The organism is Maribacter taeanensis (genome assembly GCF_047345145.1).
In the GTDB taxonomy this organism is placed as follows: Bacteria; Bacteroidota; Bacteroidia; order Flavobacteriales; family Flavobacteriaceae; genus Maribacter_C.
The window spans coordinates 344,660-368,761 of sequence record NZ_JBLFER010000001.1 but is presented as its reverse complement, the minus strand read 5'-3'; the positions used below and the strand labels follow the sequence as shown (position 1 = coordinate 368,761).

Sequence of the window (24,102 nt, the reverse complement as noted above, 5' to 3'; positions counted from 1 at the left end):
TTAGGTGGTTAGACTTTATTTAGTTCTAGTTAATTAATGTTATATAAAATAGTACGGATAGCAAAAAAGTGCTCAGTGCTAATTTTTTTAGTTCCGGGTCCAGCAACTTAGGTTCTTCAATTTTGTGAATTTTCAAAGCATGAATACAAATAGGTACAAAAGCTACCAAAGGGATGTAATTATACCAATGCTGTGCGTTTAAAACAATAAAAATTAACATGCAAGTAAAAGCACCAAGTAAGAGGGTATAATGATATTTCTTACCATTTTTAAATCCCATTTTTACAATCATGGTGTTCTTATTTGCTTTTTTGTCCGATTCAAAATCTCTGAGATTATTCAGATTCAAAACTCCAGTACTAAGCAATCCAACGGCAAACGCAGGAAGCAAGGCTGAAACGGTAATAGATTTTGTAAACAAGAACAAAGAGCCTAAAACTGCTAACAATCCAAAAAAGAGAAAAACGAAAATATCGCCTAGTCCTTTATATCCATATGCAGATTCACCTACTGTGTATTTTATCGCCGCCCAAATACTTAGAAATCCTAGAACGCCAAATAATGCAAAATATTCTATGTTTTCTAAACCAAATGAAAAAAATAGTACAGCTGCCACCAGTAGGAGAGAAATAATTATAGAAATTATAATACCGTTTCTAAGCTCTTCTTTAGTTAGAATGCCGCTCTGCAATGCTCGTTTAGGTCCAATTCTGTCAGAATTGTCGGTACCCTTAACTCCATCGCCGTAGTCGTTAGCGAAATTTGATGTAACCTGAAAACATATTGTTGTTAACAAAGCAAGTACAAATATTAGTAAGTCATTTTTTCCGTAGAAATTGGCAAGTGCTGTGCCGACAACAACGCCTGAAACTGATAATGGTAGCGTTCTTAATCTAGCCGCGTTTAACCATGCAGCAAACTTGGTCAAAATTAATACGGATCTTCGATTTGAATTCTCTTCCCTTCTTTATAAGACGCCACAAAAGCATCTTTAAAGCCAATGTCAACCAATTGTCTTCTAAACGATTGGGCTTCTTTAAGTGTCTCGAAATTTCCTAATGAATAGGAATAAAATGGATTGGTCTTAACAAATAGTGTATTCGTAAGCGCCTCTGAGGCAAGTGTCACATTATTATCAACAAAAGATTTAACTTGAACTGAGTAGATTTTTTCTTTATCCAAAAACTTTTTAGCGAGGTAAAATTCGTTAACCAAGCTTAGCTCTTGATTTTGTTCCTTAAGATTATCGATGCGTGTTTTTATTGCATCTAAGCTATCAATAGAAACTAGTAAATTACTTTGATTGTCTATGCCACTAGTACTACTAGACAAGCCTGCTGTGAAAGAGGTTATAGCCAATGTGCCAATTAAAAAAAGACCAGTGATACCGGCCAATACATTCCGCTGAATCTTACTTGATTTTAGCTCTTTGTTCTTTATCTTAATTTGATCTAAAAGACGCTCATTAATAATTTGTGCCTTGTCAATATCTTTATGCAATTCAAGTAAATCGCTTTCTTCTATAAATGGCATTTAGTTGAGTTTTAGGGGGTGTACCTCGTTAAAGTTAAACAAAATACAGGGACTGTATTTAAATTGTTTCTATCAATGTTGTAAAAATAGAATTTTTAGTGGTCTATCAAAGAAAAAACGTTGTTAAATCTGTTTTAGCCCGTTGATTTCCATTCGCTTATCGACCAACCGCACTCAAATTTTATTGTCAATCTCCAAAAATATAGATTCCATCTTCCTTGATTTCAATTTTTCTGGCTTTATATAATGTTCCTATACCTTTCTTAAAGGTCTTTTTGCTCATTTGTAGTTCTTCTCGAATAGCTTGCGGGTCTGACTTGTCATGCAAAGGTAAATATCCACCATGCGCCTCAAGCGTATCAAAAATTTTATTGGCGGCGGGTTCTAAAATCTTTTCCCCCAATGGTTGTAAAGAAATATCAATCTTATTATCTCCTCTGATACCTTTAATAATACCAGGCATTGAATCACCAATGGCTATATCTTTAAAAACTTCATTGAAATAAACCAGTCCTTTATGCGCATTATTGATAATAACTTCCCAACCTAAATCTGTTTGTCTTGTTACAATAAGCTCTACCTTTTCACGAACTCGAACGGTAAGTTTTTCATTGCTCAAAAACCTATCTAACTTATTAGAAGCTACTAGGCGATTACTTTTCTTATCTAAATAACAAAAAACAACATACCATTGCCCTTCTTTCATCTTACTTCGCTGCTCTCTAAATGGTACGAGAAGATGTTTTTCTAATCCCCAATCTAAAAATGCTCCATATTCACTTACATCAACTACCTGTAACAATTGAAACTCGTTAACCAAAATACCCGGCTCGAGATTAGTCGATACCGGACGCTCGTCATAATCGAGGTAACAAAAAACATCTAACTTATCCCCTATTTTATAAGTTTCAGGCACATATTTATTAGGAAGAAGTATGTCATTACCTTCATCATCACCCAAAAACAGACCAACACTTGTGCTCCTTAATATCTCAAGGGTGTTATATTCTCCTAGTCGTATCATTTGGCAAAAATACATTTAATACCCGATTAAGACTATCGGATATTAAAAAAGCCATTCTTGTAGCAAGAATGGCTTAATAATTTTAAAGAGGGAGCGTATTAATAAACAGATTCCTTTTTGAAATGTTTACATAACATATAATAAACAACGGCTCTATGCTTGTTTTTATTAGATGAACCGTACTTATCCATTACAGACTTAATACCATCCATAAGCTTAGGGCTATCGCTCATTCCCAACTTCTTAATAAGATAATTGTTCTTTACAGTTTCTAATTCTTTTTCATCAGCTCCTGAAACTTTAGAAGCATCTAAATTGTAGATAGATGGTCCTAATCCTATGGTAACTTTTGTAAGTAAATCCATATTGGGGGATTCTCCAAACTTTTCTTTAATGTCCGCAACGTACTTTACGATTAAATCGTCTCTTTTACTCATAATAGTTAGTGTTCAATATAATGGTTAATAAAACTCTAAGATATAAAATCGAAATAACCAAGCAAAATTTTATCATTCAATAATCTAGGAGTTGAAACCTCCAATATTCTGGGGCGTTCGGAAGGTTCGTAAAAAGCAGAGATGGCAAACTTTAGGCTTTTTTCAGAGTCAGAAAATAAATATTCAAAATTGAATGTTTCGCAGTATTTTCTTACTTGAAGATTATGTGTAGTTTCAAAAAATCTTTCAAATTTCGATGTATCTTCTTTCCCCGGAAGTATTCTAAAGATACCTCCACCGTCATTGTTAATTACAATTATTCTAAAGTCTGGCCTGACATAATTATTCCATAACCCATTACTATCGTATAGAAAACTTAAATCACCGGTAATGAACAAAGTAGGGTTTTCACTATAAATTGATGCTCCAATTGCTGTGGAAGTACTGCCATCGATACCACTTGTTCCGCGATTACAAAACACTTTTAAACTTGGTTTCAAATCGAAAAGTTGAGCATATCTTACCGTTGAACTATTTGCCAATTGTAACTGGTAATTCTCAGGAATATTCTCACTTATAACTTGAAAAGCAAGCATATCTGAAAAATCGATTTGCTGAATATATTGCTTCCGTTTAAGCTCATAAGCATTCTGTTTTGAATTCCAGAAGGAAAAATATTCACTTTGTACACCTTTGATTTCTTCGCTGAAATTTCCAAAAAATGTATTGACATCCATCTTAAAATGATGCGACAAAGAGAAAAAAGTATTATACGATTTTACCGCATCAATATGCCAATGCTGCCTCGGTTTATATTCCCTCAGGAATGCTTTTATTTTTTTTGAAACAATTAACCCACCAAAGGTTAAAAGTACATCTGGTCGCAAGGCGGTGAATAATTTTTCTTTTTCGTTGGATTTCTCAATTGGCGCTATTATGCTATCAATACTTGAGAAAAAGTTAGCGTGATGTAAATTTGAGGTTGTCTCAGTAAACACGATAACTGAAGGGTCATTAGCTAACTTATCTAAAAATTTCTGTTCTACTTTGTTGGGGTCATTTACACCCACCAAAACCATTTTTTTTGAGGAAGCATTCCAGATTTCTGCGCATTCAGAAATATGTTCGATACCCTTAATTTCAGGTTCTTGAATCTTATGGGTGCTAGGCACAACCGAAGCTTGTTGTAGGGTATCGTATAATGGCTCCTCAAACCGAACGTTAATATGTACTGGTAAACCTGTGGTTATGGCTTTTTCGAGTGCCTTATTCAATTCATCATCATTATACAACTGAATATCTTGTTGTGTATCTTTCAAGAGTTCTGGTGCGTAACGTTCAATTCTATCTTTAGCATGATTAACGTCTTGCTTTAGATTGGCAGAGTACCCAATATGTCTATGAAAAACATCATCCTGCCGGATGGTTTGTCCATCACCAACATCAATTTTATAGCTAGGTCTATCAGCAGAAATTACCAAAAGGGGAATATCACTGTAAAAGGCTTCCGAAACTGCGGGGTAATAATTTAGTAAAGCGCTACCTGAGGTACAAACTACCGCAACAGGTTCTCGAAGTTGTTGCGCTATTCCTAAGGCAAAAAAAGCAGCACAACGTTCATCAACGATACTAAAACAATTGAAATACGGGTCTTCAGTAAAACCAAGGATCAAGGGAGCATTACGTGAGCCTGGTGATATCACAATATTCTGAACACCTTTTGATTTACAATGCGCAACAACGGTTTGTGCAGCAGGAATACTGGAGTACTTCATCGCGAACAAAAATACGAAGCAATGGGTTCTTAAACCAATAAAATAGACTATGAATCAGTTCTTAGTACACGAAGTATGGTTTTACTTTTTGCTACAGTCTCTTGCCATTCCTTTTCAGCATCTGAATCTTGAGTCACTCCCCCACCCACATAGATGAAGGCTTTAGAATCTTTGAGTTGCATACAGCGTAGATTTACAAAAAGTGTCGTTGCCTTTCGCACCAAACGATAAGCCTTGTTCTCCTGATTTCTAGAATTTGAAGTTCTATCTTTTTCAGTTATAAAATTCAATTCTCCTAAAAAACCCGTATAGTACTCGCGGTTGTAGTTCTCATTCGTTAAAATGAATTTCTTTGTATCATCCTTAGGTAATCCACATACTGCCGGTGTTGGATGTAATACCTTTACTACTTGCCCTAAGCTTCCCTTTTCAAGTCTTCCTGTGAGCTTTGTTCGCAAATGCCACAAATTACCCGCTCGAATAGACTCTCTCTCTCCTATATTCAAATTTGAAACCGAACTCTGTAGGATGTCTGATATATAATCAGTTACCAACTGCTGCTCATCGAGCTCTTTACTTTCCCACTCGGGAATGACATCTTCAGCATATTTCTGTGTTCCTGCCAAAGACATGGTTGTAAATTGTTGATTTTTTACTTTCAATAAAATCTCAGGAGTCGCACCTAACCAAGTGCCCACCTCAGGGTGATGCCATAGGTAACAAAAAGCTGTGGGATACGAGTCTAAAAGTTCTTTAAATATATTTAGTGGATTTGTCGAACATTCCCATTCGATTTTTCGGGACAACACAACTTTCTTGAAGTCACCTTGGCGAATTTGGCTGATTCCTTTCTCCACCAAATTCATATGAAATTCCTTTTGAGAATTATAGATAGCAATCGGGTTTTCAGAACTGTAAGTAGTTCTAACATCAGGCAAATACGGCTCTAACATAAAGGTATCAGCCGGAATTAAAACAACAGCATTCTGATCATCAAAAGGGGCAAATACAAATCCTGTTTCCGTAAAGTCTTTTACATAATGAACGACAGTATCTTTTTGAAGAATTGCCTGAACCGAAGTTTCTTTAGGTTTTCGATACACCACAAAAGGTAATTTGTTCGTGTATTGTCTAGAAACCTGTTGAAGCAATTCCAAAGATATATTATTTTCGAGGTAAAGAAATAGTAGTCAACTTGCAAAGCGAAATAAGATTGTCTTCAGCATCGGTAACCTTAATCTCCCAAAGCTGAGTCGTTCGCCCCTTATGTATGAAAGTGGCCTTTGCAAACACTTCGCCTTGTCTGATGCTTTTTACATGATTGGCAGCAATTTCAATTCCGCGGACGAATACTTTCTGAGCATCCATAAAAATATAAGAAGCAGTACTTCCAACACTTTCGGCAAGAGCTACCGTTGCACCACCGTGTAAAACCCCATCTGGTTGATGTACTCGAGGATTTACAGGCATTTTTGCTACTAAAAAATCCTCTCCAACATCTATGTATTCAATCTCCAATGTCTCCATTAAAGTATTTTTTGAAGATTCATTACACACCTTAAGAATTTTCTCTTTGTATTCGTTCATGAAAGTTTTTTTGTAAAATTAAGCAATTGGTTTCCAACAAAAGGTTTTACTTTATATTAGATTTCAAATCATGAACAAACAAGAAAAACGAGCTACTTACCAGACAACAAACACCTACGAAACCTTAAATACTTTAACAACCCAAACAAAGAATATTTGGATTGTTCTTCACGGTATAGGCTACCTCAGCAAGTATTTTATACGCTATTTTGATGAGTTAAACGCTGATGAAAATTATATTATTGCTCCTCAAGCGCCTGCCAAATACTATTTGAAAAATGAATATAAATATGTTGGTGCTAGCTGGTTGACAAAAGAAAATCGGGTTTTAGAAACTACGAACGTTTTGAATTATTTAGATGCAGTCTATGATGCTGAGGAATTTCCTTCAGGTTGTAATCTAATCATCTTCGGATTCTCTCAGGGTGTTTCTATTGCGACAAGATGGATCGCTTCTCGAAAATTACGATGTGACCATATTATTCTCTATGCAGGGGGAATTCCCAAAGAACTTAATGCTGTAGATTTTGATTTTTTGGATTATACAAAAACAAAAGTTACCGTTATCGTTGGGGATAAAGATCAATATTTAACTCCAGAGGTCATGAATTCTGAAAATCACAGAATTATTGAATTATTCCATGGAAATGCCAAACAACAGATTTTTGAAGGCGGACACGAAGTGAAAAAAGAAATTGTAAACAAACAAGTATAACATGCTCAATTATCCTACACTCACAACCGAACGTTTGATTCTCAACCAAATACAGCCGGCCGATATACCTGAAATTGTAAGCTATGCGGGAAACTCAAATATCACCGACAATACTCGAACTATGCCCCACCCCTACTTTGAAGAAGATGCTATTGCCTGGATGAATATGGCAAATCAGGGGTTTAAAGCAATGAATCTATTTATGTTCGCAATACGTCTGAAAGAATCAAAAGCATTCATTGGTGGTATTGGTTTGACTTTAGAGGTAGCAGATAATAGAGCTGAATTGGGCTATTGGGTAGCAGAACCTTTTTGGAACAATGGTTATACTACAGAGGCAGTGCAGAGCATTTTAAAATTTGGATTCGAAGAAATCGACCTCAACAAAATTATAGCGGTATATCTAACCACAAATGAGGCCTCAGGCAAGGTGATGGTTAAAAACGGAATGATTAAAGAAGGGGAATTCAAGGACCATGATGTCAAAAGGGGACATACGATTGCAGACGGAAAATATGTTTCTCTTATTCAATACCGTCTTTTGAAGAGCGAATATGAATTATTCAAAGTTGAACGCTAATGAAAATCGACTACACTCCTACTTTAGAAAATGATTTTGTAAAACTTTCGCCTTTGAATATGGATAACTTCCATGAGCTAATTCCAGTGGCGTCGCAGGAAAAATTAGTGCAGTATTCACCTTCAGATATAGAAACTCTAGAAAGCTTGAAAAACTATGTAGAGATTGCTCTAAACCAAAAGGACAAAGGTACAAGCATTCCTTTTATCATATTCGATAAAGAAAAAAAGACATATGCGGGAAGTACGAGATATATGAATATTCATGTTAAAAACAAGACTTTGGAAATCGGCTCTACATGGATTGGTAGAGAATTTCAAGGAACAGGACTTAATACCCAAATGAAATTTTTAATGTTGAATCATGCTTTTAATACAATGGGATTTGAAAAAGTCGAATTTCGAATCGATGAACGGAATATTGCCTCAAGAAAGGCCGCGGAAAAACTGGGATTTACCTTAGAGGGAATTCTTCGTGAGAACGTTTATCTCTTAGATGGTTTCAAAAGAAATACATGCTGTTATGGGCTACTGAAAAGAGAATGGGAAGCTATTAAAGGATAAAATTAATCCTCATCTACTTCATCCATTCGCTCATAATAACTTATTCTCCTTGTCTTGTAGGTATTGTCAGGCGTGATTATCTCTTTTATCCAATTTCCTTTTTCGTCGAATTGATAGATGTACTCCTTTGTTTCAGAGTTTTTTCCAACCTGTATATCTTTTTTTGACAATACACCGGCCTCATCATAGGAAAACATAGCCGTTTCTTCCTTTGTTAGCTTTTTTGTTGACTGACTTGCAAAGAATTTGGTAAATGACATTAATTTACCTAATCCATCAAAATTTTCTTCTAAAGCAGAATTAACCCTTCCATCGAGAAACTTTTTCGTCAATACATTTCTCGAAAGTAGGCTATCATTTTCCCTTTTTTCTGATGTCCTAATAGATTGATATACTGCGCCATTTAAGGTATAGGTTTTGGTTTGCTCTCCTTTTACATTAGTATAGGAAATTAGTGTTTCATCAATACCGCTATCATTCGTACGAACAATTTTAAAAATGGAATCATGCTTATAGAAATATTCATACTGATCTAAGAATTCCTTGCTATACGAAATAATCTTCTCAGTAATTTTTAAATTCAATAAAGAATCAATAACATAGAAGTTCGCCAGTGAAGTGGTCTTTTCAAAAACGTTATCTCGATAATTCTCCAAACGTTTTTCTAATAACATTCCCTGTGAATACTTGTAATAGGTAATGTCATAATCTGTATCACTATAGCGCGTTACAGATTTGGTTAGTAACCCCTCTTCATTAAACTCGTACTCTTCTTTTCCGTACTTGGTGCTTACCAAGCAGGATTTGACTTTTCCCTTTAAATCAAAATCCTCAATTGTAAAAATTTTAATTTCTTGAGATGTCATTCCTAACGGAAGGAAAATCAATGCGATAAGAAATAAGATAACGTAGTTTTTTACCATGACACAAAATTACTTGATAATCTAACAACTATGAACAAAAGGAATGCCAAATCGATGTACCGCAGTAATAAAACTAGTGTAACTGGTCCTTCACCAGAAAGGGGAAGGAACAATTACTTAGGTCATAAAAACAAAAAACCCGCAAAGTCTTCGACTTGCGGGTTTAAAAATATATTCTAGAAAAGTATCACTTCACTTCTTCGAAATCTACGTCTTCAACATTATCACCTTCACTTGCATCGGCTGTTGCATCTCCTTCAGGAGCCGCTCCACCTTGCTGTGCTTCAGCTTGTGCTTTATACATTTCTTCTGAAGCAACTTTCCATGCCTCGTTGATTTTCTCTAAAGCAGGAGTTACAACAGCAACATCCTTGCTTTCATATGCTTTCTTCAACTCTTCCAAAGCTTCTTCGATTGGCTTTTTCTTGTCATCTGAAAGTTTATCTCCGAATTCCGTCAATTGCTTTTCTGTTTGGAAAATCATGCTATCTGCTTCGTTTAACTTATCTGCAGTTTCTCTTGCGACTTTATCCGCTTCCGCATTAGCTTCAGCATCTGCTTTCATTTTTTGGATTTCCTCTTCGGTCAATCCTGAAGATGCTTCGATACGAATATCTTGCGTTTTATTTGTTGCTTTATCCGTTGCAGAAACTTTGATAATTCCGTTAGCATCGATATCGAAAGTTACTTCAATCTGAGGTGTTCCTCTTTGTGCTGGTGGAATTCCATCTAAATGGAAACGTCCGATAGTTTTATTATCCGCAGCCATTTGACGTTCTCCTTGCAATACATGAATCTCAACCGATGGTTGATTATCCGCTGCCGTAGAGAATACTTGTGATTTCTTTGTTGGAATGGTTGTATTCGCCTCAATTAACTTGGTGAATACATTACCCATTGTTTCGATTCCTAAAGAAAGTGGGGTAACATCAAGAAGCAAAACATCTTTTACATCTCCCGTTAAAACTCCACCTTGAATAGCAGCACCAACGGCAACTACCTCATCAGGATTCACTCCTTTAGAAGGTGCTTTTCCGAAGAACTTCTCAACGGCTTCCTGAACTGCCGGAATACGTGTTGAACCACCTACCAAGATAATTTCATCAATGTCGCTCTTTGATAAACCAGCAGCTTTCATTGCAGTTTGGCAAGGCTCGATTGTTCTTTTTACCAAGTCTTCAATCAATTGCTCGAATTTTGCTCTTGACAAGGTACGTACCAAGTGCTTTGGTCCTGTAGCCGTTGCGGTAACATATGGCAAATTGATTTCTGTTTGTGCAGAAGAAGACAATTCAATCTTTGCTTTTTCAGCAGCTTCACGTAAACGTTGCAATGCCATTGCATCATCTCGAAGGTCTATACTTTCATCTTTCTTGAACTCATCAGCCAACCAATCGATAATCTTTTGGTCAACATCATCACCACCTAAGTGCGTATCTCCGTCTGTAGCCAATACTTCAAAAACCCCATCTCCCAATTCTAGGATAGAAACATCATGTGTGCCGCCACCAAAATCAAAAACAACGATTTTCTGGTCGGTATCCTTTTTGTCCATTCCGTAAGCTAATGACGCTGACGTTGGTTCGTTGATGATACGTTCTACCGTCAAACCTGCAATCTCACCAGCTTCTTTCGTAGCCTGACGCTGTGCATCGTTAAAATATGCAGGAACTGTAATTACAGCTCTTGTCACATCTTGACCTAAATAATCCTCAGCTGTTTTCTTCATTTTCTGAAGAATCATCGCTGATAATTCTTGCGGAGAATACAAACGCCCGTCGATATCAACTCTTGGGGTATCATTATCTCCTTTTACTACTTTGTAAGGAACACGGTCGGCTTCTTTTTTAGACTCCGAGAACTTGTTCCCCATAAATCGTTTGATGGAATAAATGGTATTATGTGGATTAGTCACCGCCTGTCTTTTGGCAGGGTCACCCACTTTAATCTCACCACCTTCAACAAATGCGATTACGGATGGCGTAGTTCTTTTACCTTCCGCATTAGGGATAACCACTGGCTCATTACCCTCCATTACAGAGACACAAGAGTTGGTCGTACCTAAATCTATTCCTATAATTTTACTCATTCTATATGTATTTATTTGTGCGTATTAATTTTTTACAATCGCTAAGGGAATGACAAACAATATGCCAAGGATATAAAACTGACAGGATGTCATTTCCATCCGCTAAAGTTTTTATAACTTGTTCGATATGAATATCGTTGCTAAACTTGTCTTAAAGAAGGATCCTTCCGTGGAACTTAAGTTTAATGCCTATCCAAAAGAAATAAAACCCAAACTAAATTATCTTCGGAAGCTGATTCTCGAGGTTGCCAACGAAGACTCAATCGAAGAACTCGAAGAAACCCTAAAATGGGGCGAACCCAGTTATTTGGCAAAAAAGGGAAGTACGCTGCGAATGGACTGGAAAGCAAAAACTCCTGACCAATATGCCCTATATTTTAAATGCACCTCTAAATTAGTTGAAACCATTAGGGAAGTCTATGGGGATACTTTTAAATATGAGAAGAATCGGGCAATTCTGTTTAACCTTGAGGATAAAATTCCAAAGGAAGAATTAAAAGAATGTATTCGGTTGGCATTGAATTATCATTCGCTAAAACATTTGCCATTATTGGGTAAGTAACCCTATCTTCGAAAACGTAATTTGCACTAAATTTATTCCACAAAGAATCTTATGAAAACACTAAAAAATGTAGTACTTAGCGCAGTTCTTCTTTCGGTTTTTTTTGCATGCAAAAACCAAACGAAAACAGAGCAAAAAGAAGAGAAAAATTGGACAAACCTAATTGATAAAGACCTCTCGAATTGGGATACTTATTTAAGTTTTCAACATCAAGTAGGATATGACGGTACTGCACCTAAAGATGAAGAAGGAAACTTAATCCAACCTATAGGTTTAAACAAAACAGGTTATGATGTTTTTACAACCATTGAAGAAGATGAACAACCTATCATCAAAGTCAGTGGAGAGTACTATGGTTGTATCATCACAAAGGAGGAATATTCAAATTATCATTTCCAACTAAAATTCAAATGGGGTGAAAAGAAATGGGTGCCAAGATTGGACAAACTAAAAGACTCGGGCGTACTATACCACTCTATTGGCCCAATGGGAGCAGAATATTGGCGTTCATGGATGTTATCTCAGGAATTTCAAATCATGGAAGGTCATACAGGCGATTTTTGGAGCCAAGCCACATCTGCAATTGATATTAGAGCCTATAATCAAGAATCTGGCATGAACTTAATGGCACATGAAAGTCAAGATTTTGTTTCGGTTGGTGACAATGAACTAAATAAAAACTATTGTTTGCGAAGTAACAATAACGAGAACGCGCATGGCGAATGGAATACCTTAGATTTAATTTGTTTCGAGGGGAAAAGCCTTCATATTGTAAATGGTGAAGTAGTAATGATTCTTAAAAACTCCAGATATCTAAATGAAAAGGGTGAAAACATTCCCTTAACCTCAGGTAAGATCCAACTTCAAAGTGAAGCGGCGGAGCTATTTTATAAGGACATCAAGATTCGGCCACTTGAAAAACTTTCTAATGAATTTACAGCGTATTTCTAAGTGAAAAACATTTACCTTTAATTTACCAAAACCAAATCAATGGAGTGTATCAGTATCTTCGATATGCTGAAAATCGGAATCGGACCCTCAAGTTCGCATACATTAGGCCCGTGGAGAGCTGCTGAGCGCTGGATTGCTGACTTAAAAAGCAAAGAGCAATTTGAATCCGTTCAAAAAATTCAAGTGCATGTTTACGGTTCATTATCCCTGACGGGAAAAGGCCATGCTACTGATTATGCCATCATGCTTGGCCTTTCTGGTGCAGATCCTGTAGAAATTCCTGTGGAAAATATTCAAACGATTGTCGCCGATATCCAAGAAAATGGACTGCTGCATTTTGGGAACGAAAAGCAACTGCCTTTCAACTCAACTGAAGATATTCTTTTCCATAGAAAATTTTTACCATTTCACGCTAACGGGCTCAAATTCGAAGCAACCCTTGAAGAGGGTACCAAAAAGTCTAAAAAATACTATTCCATCGGTGGTGGTTTTGTGGTTGAAGAAGAGCGTAAAAATGCCAAAAAGAAAATTGAATCTTTCAATACTTTCCCCTTCCCGATTCATAGAGGCGATGAACTTTTGGCTTACTGCCAAAAAGAACAAAAATCAATTTCTGAATTAGTTCTTGAAAACGAACAATCATTGCGAACAGTTGAAGAAATAGACAGTCAACTTCAAAAAGTTTGGAACACCATGCTTGAGTGTATGTATATTGGATGTCATACAGAAGGCAAACTACCTGGTGGATTAAATGTAAAGCGCAGAGCTTTTGAAATACATCAAAATTTAATGGTTACAGCTGGTTCGTATGATACACCTGAGAACTGGTTGCAGACCATTCGAAAAACCGAAGTCAAGTTCCGACAGATTTTAAAATGGGTAAGCTGTTTTGCTCTATCCGTTAATGAAGTGAATGCCTCTTTAGGTAGGGTTGTTACGGCCCCTACAAATGGCAGTGCAGGAGTTATTCCATCCGTTTTGATGTATTATATGGTTATCGAAAACCATAAAGCGAATTTCGAACATATCAAAAAGTTCTTGCTCGTTGCAGGAGAAATAGGTAGCATCTTTAAAAAAGGTGCTACGATTTCAGCCGCTATGGGTGGGTGTCAAGCAGAAATCGGGGTTTCCTCAGCCATGGCTGCGGGGGCTTTAACAGAACTATTAGGTGGTACACCTGAACAAGTCTTAATGGCGGCTGAAATCGCTATGGAACATCATTTAGGTCTTACCTGTGATCCTATTGGCGGGCTAGTACAGATTCCCTGTATCGAACGCAACTCTATGGGCGCTATCAAAGCAATCAATGCCGCAGAATTAGCTCTAGACTCTGACCCTGCAGATGCTAAAGTACCTTTAGACAAAGTAGTTCAAACCATGTGGGAAACTGCAAAAGACATGAACTCCAAATACAAAGAAACTTCAGAAGGTGGACTTGCAGTCGGAGTTTTCTTAAGTGATTGCTAACAAGAAATCGCTATATTTATAGGAACAACCAATACCTATACAAAAATGAAACTTGGCGCATTCTCCGTTAGTCTTGCAGTAAAAGATTTAAAAGCTTCTCAAAATTTTTACGAAAACCTTGGTTTTACAATTTTTGCTGGAAGCATGGAACAGAATTACCTCATCATGAAAAATGAAGATTCCCTTATCGGACTGTTTCATGGCATGTTTGAACACGATATATTGACTTTTAATCCCGGGTGGGATGCAAACGCAAACCAATTAGATTCTTTTGATGATGTACGCGATATTCAAAAAGAGCTGGTGCAAAAAGGAATGAAACTAGATCGAGAAGCAGATACTACTTCTACCGGGCCTGCTAGTATCGTTTTGACTGATCCTGATGGAAATACTATTCTCATTGACCAACATGTTTAATCATCAATCGTTAGCCTAGTAATCACTTCAAATGAAAAAACAAATAGGAATACTGCTTCTTTTTTTGGTCTTGTCGGCTTGTAAAGAGAACAAAGGAAAAGAAATAGCTCAAAATAAAACTGATACAACCGAAGTTGCTACCACTACCAACGAATGGCTTTTTCTTTTCGATGGAACTAGCACTGAAGGTTGGCGCGCCTATAATGGTGAAGATTTACCTCCCCAATGGATCATAAAAGATGGTGAACTCACTTTTGACACTGAAAAACGTTCGGAAGCAAATCGCAAGGGCGGTAGAGATATTATTTATGCAGCCGAAGAGTTTGATAATTTTGAATTGTATTGGGAATGGAAACTTCCTGAAGGTGGCAATAGTGGAATGTTGTATCATCTGAAGGAAGGAGATTGGGGTCCACCAGAGGTTTCTCCTGAATACCAAATGCTCGACGATTTGAAATGGGAAGAAATCAATAATGCAACGCTAGAACCATGGCAGAAAACAGGTGCTGATTACGCTATGTATGTTCCTGATGATACTCAAAAAGATGTCAAACCAGCTATGGAATGGAATACTTCTCGAATCATTTTCACCGCTGAAAAAGTAGAACATTGGCTAAACGGCAAGAAACTACTTGAATTTGTTCCCTGGTCTGAAGACTGGGAAAATCGAAAAAAAGCAGGTAAGTGGAAAGATTTTCCAAAATATGGTACTTTTAAATCAGGCTATATTGCGATTCAAGATCATGATAGTCCCTTATGGTTTCGCAACATAAAAATCAAAAGATTATAACCAATCATACGAAAATGAATAAAAGAGAATTCTTAAAAAAAACAGCTATGGCATCTTCATTCGCTTTGCTTCCCGCCGGAACTTTGGCTTTTTCAAAAAAAGATAAACGGATACGTACGGCCCACATTGGTGTTGGCAATATGGGTGGTGAAGATTTAGGTGCTATTTCTTCGCACGCCCAAGTCGATGTGGTTGCCTTATGCGATGTTGATAAAAGTAATTTAGCTGCTGCTTTGAAACTACATCCAAAGGCAAAAACATTTTCTGATTATCGGGTCATGCTCAAGGAGATGGACAAGAAAATTGACGCCGTTATTGTATCCACTCCCGACCACACCCATGCCCCAGCTTCAATGATGGCTATGAAAATGAATAAACCAGTATACTGCCAAAAACCCCTCACCCACCATGTGAGTGAAGCAAGAGCGATGCGTAAAATAGCTGAAGAAAAAGGTTTGGTTACCCAAATGGGAATCCAAGTGCATTCCTTTTACGATTATAAATTGGCAACGCTATTGATTCAATCCGGAATCATAGGAAAAGTACATACCGTCCGCGCCTGGTCACCTAAAAACTGGGGCTATGACGGACCTGCTCCTGAAGGAAGTGACCCAGTACCTGAGACTTTAGACTGGAATCTTTGGCTCGGTACTTCAGCAGAAAGACCCTATAAAGAAGACGTATACCATCCTGGCAACTGGAGAAAGCTAGTAGAATATGGCTGTGGAACGCTCGGGGATATGGGTGTTCATATTTTTGACACTCCATATAATGCACTTCAGTTAGATGTACCCACAACCATTACCACAAATTGTAGAAAACCAAATGGCTTTGGGTATCCCGAACAGAATATGGTTACCTATGAATTCCCAGGTACCAAATACACCGCCGATACTTTAAAATGGGTTTGGTATGATGGTGTCGATGCCGATAAGCAACGTGAAGATTTGATGCTACCAGGCGGTGAAAAATTAAATGACCAAGGAGCAATGTTCATTGGGGAAAAAGGAAGATTTTATTTACCACACTTTCAAAAGTTACCACAGTTGATTATTGATGGAGAATTCATTGATATTAGTGAACAAATTGCTGCTCAAAATTTAGGGGAACCCGTTCGTGATTATGCAGCGGAAAGTCCAAAACATTATCATCAATTCATTGATGCTTGTTTGGGCAAAGATAAGGTTACGGCTCCTTTTTCATACGCTTCTAGACTCACAGAGACTATTCTTCTAGGCGTAATTGCTGGTCGTTTTCCAAATCAAACCTTACATTGGGACAGTGCAAATGCCAAATTTGTAGAGGAGGAAGCAAATCAATATTTAGATTCTCCTTATCGAGAGTTTTAATTGGACTTACATCTTGAATGCCAGAACTATTTGAGCTTACCAGAAGTAAGCTCAAATTAGCTGTGGCTTAATTTTCTTGAAAACAAAAGAAATATCAAATATTGTAGAAATCGAAAAATCTAATACTTCAACATTCTGAGGAAATCTCCTTACATTTATCCCTGAACTAAACATTACAAAGCACAAATGTCGACTGCCAAGAAAGAGTATAAAAGGGTTACCGTAAAATCCCTTGTAGAAATGAAGAAAAATGGAGAGAAAATCTCCATGCTTACCGCTTACGATTACTCCATGGCAAAAATTGTAGATGCTGCCAATGTAGATGTGATATTAGTTGGTGATTCCGCAAGTAATGTAATGGCTGGTCATGAGACTACGTTACCCATTACCCTTGATCAGATGATATATCACGCACAATCTGTTGTTCGGGCCGTTAATCGCGCTTTGGTGGTGGTTGATATTCCTTTTGGCAGTTATCAAAGTGATCCTAAAGAAGCTTTGCGCTCTGCCATTCGCATCATGAAAGAAAGTGGCGCACATGCCATTAAAGTTGAAGGTGGTGTGGAAATAAAAGAATCTGTTAAGCGGATTTTAGCAGCAGGTATACCCGTTATGGGGCATTTAGGTCTAACCCCACAATCCATCTATAAATTTGGAACCTATACCGTTCGCGCCAAAGAAGAGGAAGAAGCTGAACAACTCAAGGAAGATGCTAAACTCTTAGAAAAATTAGGATGCTTCGGAATGGTATTAGAAAAGATTCCCGCAGAATTGACTAAAGAGGTATCCGATAGTATCTCAATTCCCACAATCGGAATCGGAGGAGGTAAACACGCAGACGGTCAAGTATTAGTTATTCACGACCTTTTAGGAATGACGCATGAGTTCAATCCTAGATTTTTAAGAAGGTATATGAACTTATACGAAGAAATGGGAACTGCTATCGGGCAGTATGTTGCTGATGTAAAAAGTCGGGACTTTCCAAATGACGATGAACAATACTAATATGATTCAGAAAATTGCCATAATCGCTTTAGTACTATTGAATATTGGTTGTGATCAGGTTTCAAAAAACATGGTTCGCAATAACATCGACGCGAGCGAACAGATAGAATTAGTTGGCAAAAACTTCATTTTAACAAAGGTAGAAAATAGCGGAGCGATGTTAGGTTTTGGCTCAGAACTCTCCCCTATTTTAAAACTCATTTTTCTTCAAGCTTTACCTGTCTTGGTATTGTTAGTACTGCTTTTTAGAATTTTACGCAGATCAGATATGAATAAATGGTTGGTTTTTGCTTTTGCCTGTGTTATTGGAGGAGGTATTGGAAACCTCATTGATCGTATTGCTTACGGTGAAGTAACCGACTTTTTCCATATTGATCTAGGTGGATATTTTAAAACAGGTATTTTCAATATGGCTGACGTTTCTGTTACCATGGGAGTTATATTAATTCTATTTCTTAGTATCCGGTACCGTAAATTGGAATTATAAATTTGGACTTTTAGACTATTGGATTGTTGGATTATTAGAGTTTTATGGCACATCGATTTAGAGACTTGGAAATTTGGAAATTAAGTCGAGTGTACTGTTCTGATATTTATGAATCTACTTCCACTTTTCCTGATGAGGAAAAATTTGGATTGACCAATCAACTGCGGCGCGCTTCGGTATCCATTCCTTCAAATATTGCGGAGGGCTCTTCCAGAAAATCAAACAAAGATTTCAGTAGATTTTTAGAAATTGCTGTAGGGTCATTGTATGAAATTGAAACACAATTACTTATCGCCAATGACCTAGGGTTCATATCTGATAATCAGTTGGCTGAATTAAGTCAAAAACTAAACAAGATTGTAAAAATGACTTCTAAATTTAAGGCCACACTCAAATAATCCAATAATCTAAAAATCTAACAATCAAAAATAACAAACATTCTACTTCAAAAAATCTTCAAGTAATCTACGAAGACAATCACCTCATTGTAATTAACAAACGCCCAGGTGATATTGTACAAGGAGACAAAACGGGAGATCTTCCCTTGAGCGAAATTGTAAAACAATACATCAAAGAAAAGTACAACAAACCTGGTAATGTTTACTTAGGAGTTGCCCATCGTTTGGATCGCCCTACTTCAGGAATTGTAGTCTTTGCTAAAACCTCAAAAGCCTTACCTCGCTTGAATAAGTTGTTTGCCGAAAAGGCAGCAAAAAAAACGTATTGGGCGGTGGTCAAAAATATGCCCGAAAAGCAAGAGGATACATTGACGCATTGGATGAAGCGAAATCCAAAACAAAACAAATCGTACGCCAATAAAAAAGAAGTGCCGGACAGTAAAAAGGCAATTCTAGACTACAAAGTCATCAAAAAGTTAGATAACTTTTATTTACTCGAAGTAGATTTAAAAACGGGGCGGCACCATCAAATCCGTTCGCAATTGACTGCGATTGGTTGTCCCATCAAGGGAGATTTAAAATATGGTTTTGACAGAAGTAATAAAGATGGTAGCATTCATTTACATGCGCGGAGCCTTTCTTTCGTTCATCCTGTAAAAAAGGAAATGCTTGAATTTGTTGCTCCCCCACCCCATGATTCAGTTTGGAATGCTTGTTGCTAAATATACTTTGAGAAAATCAAAGCATATTAAAATTCCAAAGAACAAATATCAAATTCCAAAAAACCCAGTTCAAGTTAAATTCCGAAGGCTCTTAAGCCTTCATAAAATACTTATATTTAGAAACCAAAACACTACATGATGATTAAGAGAACACTTTTTTTATTGAGCCTTATTTTACTTTCTTCCTGCGGAAGTTACAACTCTATCGACTCCTTTTACGAAGCACATAAAAACGACGACCAGGTAACCGCCGTTCGAGTACCTCGATTTATGCTTTCACTTCTTGGAAACATTTCCCCCGAAATGAATTCTCTTATTGGTAACACCAAAGACTTGCGTTATATGCAGTTTCCAAGCGCTACTCCCGAACGTACAAAATTCTTAAACAATTCAATGAACAACATGACGGGCAGCTCCTTTATCGAAGTCTACCGTAAGAATGACAATCAAAAACGCAACGTAGTCTCTATTCGTGAAAAGCGAGACGCCGTCAAAGAGATTTTGATTTACAACAACAATACTACACGAGGTTCTTTCCTCTATTTCAATGGCAATTTTGACCCTGTAAAAGTGCGTGAAATGGCAAAAAACGAAGACTTCCAAAAACTAGGCGATGGACTCATCAACCAATTTAACATGGGAAGTACACCAGGTATCAATCAGGTAAAGGAAGAGAATAAGGAGAATTAGATAATTACGGGTAAAAAAGATATAAGAGTACCTAGGTACTCTTAGGCAATTGTTGTGCCTAATTGAACTCGAAACATACTGTAACAATTTAATTTTGATTTTGTCCTTAAAGAATAAAACAATACTTCAATGAAAATTAAATACATTCTCTTATTGCCAATAATGGTATTAATGATTTGCTGCAATAAAAAGCCAAAACAAAATTCGTTGCAAAGTGATGTCAAAACCGTACAAAACTTAAACAACAAAGAAGTGTCAATTGACTCAGTAAATTCGTATATAAAATACAGAATGTCAGAAATGAACATTCCAGCGGTTTCCTATGCCATTATTAATAACGGGCAGTTAGTGTTTCACAATGCATTGGGCTATACGAACTTGGAAACTAAAGAACTCGTAAACAGCGAGACTATTTTCGAAGCTGCTTCGACTTCAAAACCTGTATTCGCTTCAATGGTAATGCTATTGGTAGAAGACAAAAAATTAGATTTGGACACACCTCTCTATACTTATCTTAATGAAGATGCTCGAGATAATTTTGATTATGATGACAGATATCGAAAAGTTACGGCTAGAATGGTGTTATCTCATACGACAGGTTTCCCAAATTGGCGAGGAAATGGGGAATTGACTATATCTTTTGAACCTGGAACTGATTTTAGTTATTCTGGAGAAGGGTATCAATTCTTAGTTAAAGTCGTAGAATCAATTTTACAAACCGATTATCAGGGTTTAGAAAGTTATTTTCAGAAACACATCGCACAACCGTTAGGAATGATTCACACTAAGTTTGTCCAAGATGAATACAACAGAAATAATAAGGCTTATCCCCATTTCAATGGTATAAAAAATGAAAAAAATTACTGGGCAGCTAAGGAATTTAATACCGCTTCTGCCTTACATACCGAATCTAAAGAATTCGCAAAATGGTTGATGGCTATTATGGGAGATAAACTACTTTCAGAAAATACTTCCATAGCCCTGTTAAAAGAGGAAATCAATGTATCAACTGCCCCAACTATCTTATCAGAAGAAGGTGCTATTGGGTGGACCCTAGGTTTTGCCAAGTATGATATTTCCAACCATGTAGTCTTAGGACATGAAGGGAATAATGATGGGTTTAATGCCCTTTTTCTATTTGACAAGGATAAAAAATGGGGTATGATTCAATTCAATAACGCAAATGAAGTTTATGATTTTGGATTCGACCTTTTTAGATATATTAACAGGAGCAACTAGGCACAACAATGGCTATAAGTAATTGCTGGTTCTTGCCTACTTTGGAAATTCCTGCGGAATTTCCAACTTGGTCTGTACTTGCCAAGTTAAGTGTTAACCCACGTAACTACTCATAGCCTAGACGTTACTCAAAACCCGAACTAACTTTCCAATACATTTTTAAAATCGTAAATTCAGGCATTCCTAAAACCGAATACACATGCAATTACGAATTTCCAGCTTATATGCCCTATTCCTAGGGCTTCTTATTTTATGTTCCTGTTCAAATCCAAAGAAAACATCCGCTACCTTATTAATTCATGGAGGTCCCATTTATACGGTGGACTCAACCCGAACTACAGTGGAAGCCGTAGCTACAAAAGGTTATACCATTCTTTTTGCAGGAAGTCTGGTAGAAGCTGAAGCCTATAAAACTGAGGAAACTGAAATCATCGATTTACAAGGCAAAACCATGACCCCCGGTTTAATTGAAGGGCATGGACATTTTATGGGTCTGGGTTATAATGAATTGAACGTCGATTTAATCAATACCACCAGCTATCAAGAAATTGTAGATATCGTCGCTGAAGCTGTCAAAACAGCTGAACCAGGCGAATGGATTCTAGGAAGAGGATGGCATCAAAGCAAATGGGATGCGCTGCCTGAAGATGCTATTAATGGTTTTCAAACACATTACAAATTAAGTCAGGTTTCTCCTGATAATCCGGTGTACTTGAGTCATGCCAGTGGCCATGCAGGTTTCGCTAATGCGAGAGCAATGGAAATTGCAGGCTTGCAAGTACTAGCGAAAGATGGAATTGACAAACTTGAAGTAGAAGGTGGCGAAGTCATGCGTGATAAACTAGGCCAACCCACTGGTATTTTTAATGAGCGTGCCCAAAGCTTAATTCGAAAGCATATTCCCGAGAACACTCCAGAAAAAGACAGAAAAGCATTTGAACTAGCAGTGGCAGCTTGCCATAGACATGGTATTACCGGTTTTCATGATGCTGGCATAGGAAAAGAAACCATTGCTCTCTACGAACAAATGAAAGCAGAAAACAAACTCAATGTGCGTTTGTATGCCATGCTTACCGGATGGGACCCGGAATTGATTGAGGAGTGGTACAAAAAAGGCCCCATGGTCGATCCAGATAACCTTTTGACGATTCGATCGATAAAACTAAACTGTGATGGGGCTTTAGGTTCCCGTGGTGCTTGGCTATTAGAATCATATACTGACCGACCAGGACATTTCGGACATGAAACACTTCCCATGGAAGTTGTCAAAGAAACCGCTCTAAATGGATTACGAAATGGTTTTCAAGTTTGCGCTCATGCTATCGGCGATCGTGCTAACAAAGAAATTCTAGATCGTTATGAAGCAGCTTTTACAGAACTACCTGACTTAAAAACAGACCATCGGTTTCGTATAGAGCACGCACAACATTTGCATCCTGATGATATTCCACGCTTTGCCGGACTTGGGGTTATTCCGGCTATGCAGGCCGTACACTTGTCATCTGATAGGCCTTGGGCGATTGACCGTTTGGGAGAGAAACGAATCAAAGAAGGTGCTTATATGTGGCAAGACTTATTAAAAAGTGGTATTCCAGTTGTAAACGGCACCGACGTTCCTGTAGAACCACTAAATCCAATCGCAAGCTTCTATGCCAGTGTAAGCCGTAAAACTTTAAAGGGTTTACCTGAAGGCGGTTTTGAACCAGAACAAAAAATGACTCGGGCCCAAGCTTTAAGATCTTATACTTTAGATGCCGCCTATGGAGCTTTTGAAGAAAACATCAAGGGCTCTATTTCTGTAGGTAAACTTGCTGATTTCACAATCTACAATCAAGATTTGATGACCGTAGAAGAAGATAAACTCTTAGAAACCGAGGTAGAAATGACCATCTTTAATGGTGAGGTTGTTTACAGCAAAAAAGAATAAAAACATAAGTTTATCGGTACGTTCGAACACTTTCTACAACCACAGCTGTCAAAATCAGAACTCCCCCAAAAACTGTCGACCATGATGGGAATTCGGAGAGGAAAATCATTCCGATGATTATACCATATACGGGTTGCGCACTGCTCAGTATACTCGCTGTAGTAACGGTAAAGTGTTTCAAACTCAAAAGAAATAGCGTATGACCAATTGCAGTTGTCAGTAAGGCTAGTGTTACCAGTGCTTCCCATTGTGATAAGACTTCATTAAGATTGGTGAAAAATAATGCCGGTAATAGCATAACACCTACAATTCCCGTTTGGTAAGACATTAATAAAGAACCATTGTATTTCCCCACCTTGGGTTTCATAATCAAATTCCGAAAAGCATAAACCAATGCAGAAAAAACACCCATTCCAATGGCAATGGTATATGAATTCTCTAAATTAAAATCTGGAATCAAAAAGTAAATCCCACATAAAACCAAAGCACCCAAAAGCAGATGAATCTTTTGAAATTTTGTTTTCAACACAACAGGTTCTAATAAGGCCGTCCAGACAGGATAAGTAAACAAAGAAAGCATTCCAATAGCGACGTTTGACATCTGTAGGGCGTAGAAATAGGTAATCCAATGTAGCCCCATTAGGAATCCGGCAAAAATAACCATCGGAAGGTCCTTATCTTCAACTTTTAAGGAAAATCCTTTGAACTTACAGTACAACAATAGAATACCAAAGGACAAAATAGCTCTAGTAGCAATGGTAACAGGAACAGACAATAGAATGTACCTACCCAAAGCGCCCGAAGTGCTTATAAATAACATTGCCAGATTGATCTCAAGCAAGTGTGAAAAGTGCGGATTTTTTGCGTTCAAC

At 37.3% G+C, this 24,102-nt stretch carries 26 protein-coding genes; 16 read left to right on the top strand and 10 right to left on the bottom strand.

Annotated elements, in window-relative coordinates; genetic code table 11:
* Positions 1-25: 25 nt before the first annotated feature.
* From menA to ACKWCD_RS01545, 7 genes are all read right to left on the bottom strand, one after another.
* The gene (gene menA, locus ACKWCD_RS01575; RefSeq protein ID WP_413982166.1) at positions 26-928 is read right to left on the bottom strand and encodes a 1,4-dihydroxy-2-naphthoate octaprenyltransferase; all 903 of its coding nucleotides are present in this window, start codon (positions 926-928) and stop codon (positions 26-28) included.
* Positions 929-930: 2 nt separating this feature from the next.
* The gene (locus tag ACKWCD_RS01570; protein WP_413982165.1) at positions 931-1,533 is read right to left on the bottom strand and encodes an SPOR domain-containing protein; all 603 of its coding nucleotides are present in this window, start codon (positions 1,531-1,533) and stop codon (positions 931-933) included.
* A gap of 187 nt (positions 1,534-1,720) precedes the next feature.
* Entirely contained in the window at positions 1,721-2,557 is an 837-nt protein-coding gene (locus ACKWCD_RS01565; RefSeq protein WP_413982164.1) for a CvfB family protein, read from the bottom strand.
* A 98-nt stretch (positions 2,558-2,655) separates the two neighbouring features.
* Positions 2,656-2,994 (bottom strand): DUF2853 family protein, encoded by a 339-nt coding sequence (locus ACKWCD_RS01560; protein ID WP_413982163.1) that lies wholly within the window; start codon positions 2,992-2,994, stop codon positions 2,656-2,658.
* A 35-nt stretch (positions 2,995-3,029) separates the two neighbouring features.
* On the bottom strand, positions 3,030-4,769 hold the full coding sequence (gene menD / locus ACKWCD_RS01555) for a 2-succinyl-5-enolpyruvyl-6-hydroxy-3-cyclohexene-1-carboxylic-acid synthase (protein WP_413982162.1): 1,740 nt from the start codon (positions 4,767-4,769) through the stop codon (positions 3,030-3,032).
* Between the two features lie 47 nt (positions 4,770-4,816).
* Positions 4,817-5,926, bottom strand: coding sequence for a chorismate-binding protein (locus tag ACKWCD_RS01550; protein WP_413982161.1), 1,110 nt, complete (start codon positions 5,924-5,926; stop codon positions 4,817-4,819).
* Between the two features lie 7 nt (positions 5,927-5,933).
* Positions 5,934-6,356 (bottom strand): PaaI family thioesterase, encoded by a 423-nt coding sequence (locus ACKWCD_RS01545; RefSeq protein WP_413982160.1) that lies wholly within the window; start codon positions 6,354-6,356, stop codon positions 5,934-5,936.
* Between the two features lie 70 nt (positions 6,357-6,426).
* On the opposite strand from ACKWCD_RS01545, the gene ACKWCD_RS01540 reads away from it, so the two are divergent.
* The 3 genes from ACKWCD_RS01540 to ACKWCD_RS01530 are packed head-to-tail and all read left to right on the top strand — an operon-like array spanning position 6,427 to position 8,214.
* Positions 6,427-7,071 carry an alpha/beta hydrolase gene (locus ACKWCD_RS01540; RefSeq protein ID WP_413982159.1) on the top strand — a complete coding sequence of 215 codons (645 nt, stop codon included), beginning with the start codon at positions 6,427-6,429 and terminating at the stop codon, positions 7,069-7,071.
* 1 nt (position 7,072) lies between these two features.
* The gene (locus ACKWCD_RS01535; protein WP_413982158.1) at positions 7,073-7,651 is read left to right on the top strand and encodes a GNAT family N-acetyltransferase; all 579 of its coding nucleotides are present in this window, start codon (positions 7,073-7,075) and stop codon (positions 7,649-7,651) included.
* On the top strand, positions 7,651-8,214 hold the full coding sequence (locus tag ACKWCD_RS01530; protein WP_413982157.1) for a GNAT family N-acetyltransferase: 564 nt from the start codon (positions 7,651-7,653) through the stop codon (positions 8,212-8,214). Before ACKWCD_RS01535 ends, ACKWCD_RS01530 begins: the two co-directional genes overlap by 1 nt.
* A 2-nt stretch (positions 8,215-8,216) precedes the next feature.
* On the opposite strand, the gene ACKWCD_RS01525 is transcribed toward ACKWCD_RS01530, so the two are convergent.
* Both ACKWCD_RS01525 and dnaK read right to left on the bottom strand, forming a co-directional pair.
* Entirely contained in the window at positions 8,217-9,137 is a 921-nt protein-coding gene (locus tag ACKWCD_RS01525) for a hypothetical protein (protein WP_413982156.1), read from the bottom strand.
* 187 nt (positions 9,138-9,324) lie between these two features.
* Entirely contained in the window at positions 9,325-11,226 is a 1,902-nt protein-coding gene (gene dnaK, locus ACKWCD_RS01520; RefSeq protein ID WP_413982155.1) for a molecular chaperone DnaK, read from the bottom strand.
* Positions 11,227-11,353: 127 nt separating this feature from the next.
* Between dnaK and ACKWCD_RS01515 the strand changes: the two genes are divergently transcribed.
* From ACKWCD_RS01515 to ACKWCD_RS01455, 13 genes are all read left to right on the top strand, one after another.
* A complete protein-coding gene (locus ACKWCD_RS01515) occupies positions 11,354-11,788 on the top strand; it encodes a DUF1801 domain-containing protein (RefSeq protein ID WP_413982154.1) in 435 nt (144 codons plus the stop codon).
* A gap of 51 nt (positions 11,789-11,839) precedes the next feature.
* A complete protein-coding gene (locus ACKWCD_RS01510) occupies positions 11,840-12,739 on the top strand; it encodes a 3-keto-disaccharide hydrolase (RefSeq protein WP_413982153.1) in 900 nt (299 codons plus the stop codon).
* Positions 12,740-12,778: 39 nt separating this feature from the next.
* On the top strand, positions 12,779-14,206 hold the full coding sequence (locus ACKWCD_RS01505; RefSeq protein ID WP_413982152.1) for an L-serine ammonia-lyase: 1,428 nt from the start codon (positions 12,779-12,781) through the stop codon (positions 14,204-14,206).
* A gap of 45 nt (positions 14,207-14,251) precedes the next feature.
* Positions 14,252-14,623: a VOC family protein gene (locus tag ACKWCD_RS01500; RefSeq protein WP_413982151.1), complete on the top strand. Its 372-nt coding sequence runs from the start codon at positions 14,252-14,254 to the stop codon at positions 14,621-14,623.
* Between the two features lie 31 nt (positions 14,624-14,654).
* On the top strand, positions 14,655-15,413 hold the full coding sequence (locus ACKWCD_RS01495) for a 3-keto-disaccharide hydrolase (protein ID WP_413982150.1): 759 nt from the start codon (positions 14,655-14,657) through the stop codon (positions 15,411-15,413).
* 14 nt (positions 15,414-15,427) lie between these two features.
* On the top strand, positions 15,428-16,762 hold the full coding sequence (locus ACKWCD_RS01490) for a Gfo/Idh/MocA family oxidoreductase (protein ID WP_413982149.1): 1,335 nt from the start codon (positions 15,428-15,430) through the stop codon (positions 16,760-16,762).
* A 186-nt stretch (positions 16,763-16,948) separates the two neighbouring features.
* Entirely contained in the window at positions 16,949-17,767 is an 819-nt protein-coding gene (gene panB, locus ACKWCD_RS01485) for a 3-methyl-2-oxobutanoate hydroxymethyltransferase (RefSeq protein WP_413982148.1), read from the top strand.
* Between the two features lies 1 nt (position 17,768).
* On the top strand, positions 17,769-18,254 hold the full coding sequence (lspA, locus tag ACKWCD_RS01480; RefSeq protein WP_413982147.1) for a signal peptidase II: 486 nt from the start codon (positions 17,769-17,771) through the stop codon (positions 18,252-18,254).
* Between the two features lie 44 nt (positions 18,255-18,298).
* Complete coding sequence (locus tag ACKWCD_RS01475; RefSeq protein WP_413982146.1) at positions 18,299-18,652, top strand: four helix bundle protein; 354 nt, start codon at positions 18,299-18,301, stop codon at positions 18,650-18,652.
* A gap of 23 nt (positions 18,653-18,675) precedes the next feature.
* Positions 18,676-19,374 (top strand): RluA family pseudouridine synthase, encoded by a 699-nt coding sequence (locus ACKWCD_RS01470; RefSeq protein WP_413983001.1) that lies wholly within the window; start codon positions 18,676-18,678, stop codon positions 19,372-19,374.
* 135 nt (positions 19,375-19,509) lie between these two features.
* Positions 19,510-20,064: a DUF4252 domain-containing protein gene (locus tag ACKWCD_RS01465; protein WP_413982145.1), complete on the top strand. Its 555-nt coding sequence runs from the start codon at positions 19,510-19,512 to the stop codon at positions 20,062-20,064.
* Positions 20,065-20,193: 129 nt separating this feature from the next.
* Positions 20,194-21,303 carry a serine hydrolase domain-containing protein gene (locus ACKWCD_RS01460; protein ID WP_413982144.1) on the top strand — a complete coding sequence of 370 codons (1,110 nt, stop codon included), beginning with the start codon at positions 20,194-20,196 and terminating at the stop codon, positions 21,301-21,303.
* A gap of 199 nt (positions 21,304-21,502) precedes the next feature.
* A complete protein-coding gene (locus ACKWCD_RS01455; RefSeq protein WP_413982143.1) occupies positions 21,503-23,230 on the top strand; it encodes an amidohydrolase in 1,728 nt (575 codons plus the stop codon).
* 10 nt (positions 23,231-23,240) lie between these two features.
* Here the strand turns inward: ACKWCD_RS01455 and ACKWCD_RS01450 are convergent, their stop codons facing one another.
* Complete coding sequence (locus ACKWCD_RS01450) at positions 23,241-24,101, bottom strand: DMT family transporter (protein WP_413982142.1); 861 nt, start codon at positions 24,099-24,101, stop codon at positions 23,241-23,243.
* Position 24,102 lies beyond the last annotated feature (1 nt).